The sequence below is a fragment of the Stenotrophomonas sp. 05L44_2 genome (assembly GCF_056665995.1).
In genome coordinates, this window is record NZ_JBFTNR010000724.1 from 1 (window position 1) to 3,488 (window position 3,488).

1 protein-coding gene and 1 pseudogene are annotated in these 3,488 nt (G+C 66.9%); one reads left to right on the forward strand and one right to left on the reverse strand.

What is annotated here, in order from left to right; translation table 11 throughout:
* The first annotated feature begins 4 nt into the window (after positions 1-4).
* Positions 5-2,074, forward strand: a complete 2,070-nt coding sequence (locus AC1VAN_RS19815; RefSeq protein WP_480986537.1) for an EAL domain-containing response regulator — start codon at positions 5-7, stop codon at positions 2,072-2,074.
* On the opposite strand, the pseudogene fabV reads toward AC1VAN_RS19815, so the two are convergent.
* Positions 2,063-3,199: pseudogene (fabV, locus tag AC1VAN_RS19820) on the reverse strand (enoyl-ACP reductase FabV); the annotation flags it as partial. The gene AC1VAN_RS19815 and the pseudogene fabV sit on opposite strands and share 12 nt — an antisense overlap.
* Between the last annotated feature and the right edge of the window lie 289 nt (positions 3,200-3,488).

A 3,488-nucleotide genomic window follows, 5' to 3' on the forward strand; every position in this document is an offset into this window, starting at 1 on the left:
GTGCATGCAGAACGCGAACGACATCACCATCCGCCTGCTGATCGTCGATGACAGCGGCGAGAACGCCGAAGCCATCGTCAGCACCCTGCGCAACAGCGGCATCGCCGTGCGCCCATGGCGCCCGCAGGACTCGGCCGAGCTGTCGCAGGTGCTGGCCAGCCAGGCGATCGACCTGGTGCTGGCTGCGCCCTCGCAGAGCATTCCGCTGCCACTGGTGGCCCAGCACATCGCCGCCAGCGGCAAGGACATCCCGCTGGTGCTGCTGGCCGAACGCATCGACGAGGACGAACTGGTACAGGCCAGCAGCAACGGGGTTCGCGCCCTCGCCCTGCGCCAGCGCGCCGAACACCTGCTGGCGGTGGTCCGCGACCAGTGGGTCGACCTGCAGGCGCGGCGCGGCCTGCGCCGGATCGAAGCGCAGATGCGCGAGACCGAGCGTCGCTGCGACGCGCTGATCGCCTCTTCGCGCGAGCCGATTGCCTATGTCCACGAAGGCATGCATATCCGCGCCAACGATGCCTACCTGGAAATGTTCGGTTACGAGGATTTCGAGGAGGTCGAAGGCATCTCGCTGCTGGACATGGTTGCCGCCCAGCACGTGGATGATTTCAAGCAGCTGCTGAAGTCACTCAGCCGCGGCGAAGCGCCTCCGCCGCAGTATCAGCTGGACGCCCGCCACCAGGACGGCAGCGCCTTCCCAGCGACGATGGAATTCACCGCAGCCACCTACGAGGGCGAATCCTGCCTGCAGGTGGTGTTCCGCCGGCGCATGGAATTCGACCCGGAGCTGGCGCGCGAGGTCGAGGACCTGCGCCAGCGCGACCAGGTCACCGGCCTGCTCAACCGCCCCACCTTCATGCTGCAGGTCGAGGACGCGGTTGCCCAGGCCGGGCGCAGCGAAGGCCAGTTCGGCCTGCTGATGGTCGAACCGGACCACTACGCGCGCCTGCTCCCGGATATCGGACTGGCCTCGGCCGACGCCCTGATCGGCGCCCTCGCCGCCCTGCTGGCCGACGTCGTTGGCGACGATGCGCAGCTGGCCCGTTTCGGCGAACACAGTTTCGCCGTACTGCAGTCCGGCCCCTATGCGCAGACCGTGGCACTGGCCGAGCGCATCCGCGAAGCCTACGCCGCACACGTCTTCAGCATCGGCGCGCGCTCGGCCACGGTGACCGTCAGCATTGGCGGGGTGCAGGTGGGCGAGAAGATCGCCAGCATCGGCCAGGTGCTGGCGCGCGCCAGCGAATGCACGCAGGCCGCAGCCGCCCTCGGCAATACCTGCCGCATCTTCGACCCGGCCRCTGTTGATCGCGTGGAGGAAGAGCGCGTGCAGCGCTGGGTCGCACGTATCCGCGAAGCCCTGGCAGGCGATGGCTTCCAGTTGCATTACCAGCCAGTGCTGAACCTGCAGGGCGAGTCGCTGGAGCTGTATGAAGCCTACCTGCGACTGGAACACAACGGAGAGCTGCTGAGCCCGACCGCCTTCCTCGGCATTGCCGAAGAACATGGCCTGCTGGCGGACATCAACCGCTGGGTCGTGTCGCAGGCAATCGCGGTGCTGGGCGCGCGTGCCCGCGAGGGTCATCCCACCCAGGTGCTGGTGAAGGTCACGCCGGAATCGTTCGATGATCCGAAGATGATCGCCACGCTGCGCCAGCAGCTGCAGGCGCACGGCGTGCCGGGCGAACGCCTGTGGCTGCATGCACCGGAATCGAAGGTGTTCACCCACCTGCGCAGTGCCCAGCAGTTCCTGGCGGAAGTGGCACCGCTCGGCTGCCGGATCGGCCTGGAGCAGTTCGGCTCGGGCCTGGACTCGTTCCAGCTGCTGGCCCACTTCCAGCCGCAGTTCCTCAAGCTTGATCGCGGCTTCACCAGCGACCTGGCCGCCACCCGCGAGAACATCGACCGGGTCAGCCAGATAACCGCACGCGCGCAGGAAGCGGGCATCCGCACCATCGCCGAGTTCGTCAGCGACGCCAACTCGATGACACTGCTGTTCAGTGCCGGCGTGGACTACGTGCAGGGCGATTTCGTCGGCCCGGCAGCGCCGGCGATGAACTTCGAGTTCGGCTGACACCTCACCGGTAGCGGGGGGCCCCAGCGCCAGCACCTTGCCCTGCACGTCAGCGGCCATTTCCTTGTAGTCGGCGCGCAGGCGGCCTTCCTCATCGATCAGCGCAACGGTATGGCCATCGCCATCGACCAGGTCGTGGCGCAGGCGATCGACCGCCACGCCATCGGCCTTGGCGCCGTACAGGATGTCGTACAGCACGTCGAGCTGCTCGATGCAGCCTTCGTGGGTGCCCTTTTCCTTCATCACCTTGAACAGCAGCGACAGGTACAGCGGCATGGTCGGAATGGCCGAGCTGGCCTGSGTSACSACCGCCTTCARCACCGACACGCGCGCATCGCCGCCGATCCTGGCCAGCTTCTCGCGCAGCCCCAGCACCTTGTCGTCCAGATCCTTCTTGGCAGCACCGATGGAGCCGTTCCAGTAGATCGCCTGGGTGATCTCTTCGCCCACATAGGTGAAGGCCGTGGTGGTGCAGCCGTTGGCCAGCACGCCGGCATCGGCCAGCGCGTCGATCCACATCTGCCAGTCCTCGCCGCCCATCACCGCGACGGTGCCGGCGATTTCTTCCGGGGTGGCCGGCTGCAGGTGGGTTTCGGTCAGCACTTCCTTGTCGGTATCCAGGCCACGCAGGGTGATCGGCTCGCCGATCGGCTTCAGCGTGGAGCTGATGATCTCGCCCGTCTTGGGATGCTTGCGGCGCGGTGCAGCCAGGCTGTAGACCACCTGGTCGACCTGGCCGAGATCGGCCAAGATCATCTCGATGGTCTTGGCCTTCACCTCATCGGAGAACGCATCGCCGTTGATGCTCTTGGCATACAGACCCGCTTCGTCGGCGTACTTGTGGAACGCCGCCGAGTTGTACCAGCCCGCCGTGCCCGGCTTGGTTTCACTGCCCGGGCGCTCGAAGAAGATGCCCAGGGTTGCCGCGCCACTGCCGAAGGCGGCAGTGATGCGCGCGGCCAGGCCGTAGCCGGTCGAGGCGCCGATCACCAGCACGCGCTTGGGGCCGTTCTGGATCGGCGGGCGCGCACGGATGTAGTCGATCTGCTGCTTGACGGCGGCGTCGCAGCCGGTCGGGTGGGTGGTGACGCAGATGAAGCCGCGGACGCGCGGTTTGATGACCATGAAGACCTCGGGTTGGCAGGTGCGGCGCGCGGGGCGCTCAGCAGGAATACGTGGCGCGCGCGTGCGCGCGAACCGCAGGATCGTAGTGCGCGGGGGAAGATTGCACAACCGACGGCGGCGTAGGGTGGAGTTTGTTCTGCAGGGTTGCACCCTGCACCCGCAGAGGCAACGTCAACGGCAGAAGCTGGGTTCCTGTGGGTTGGCGGGGTGGGTCCGGTTGAGGGGGACGCTGCAAGTACGTCCATGTAAGCTCGGTCGCCGCATCCATGCGGCTCACGCCCCCTCAACC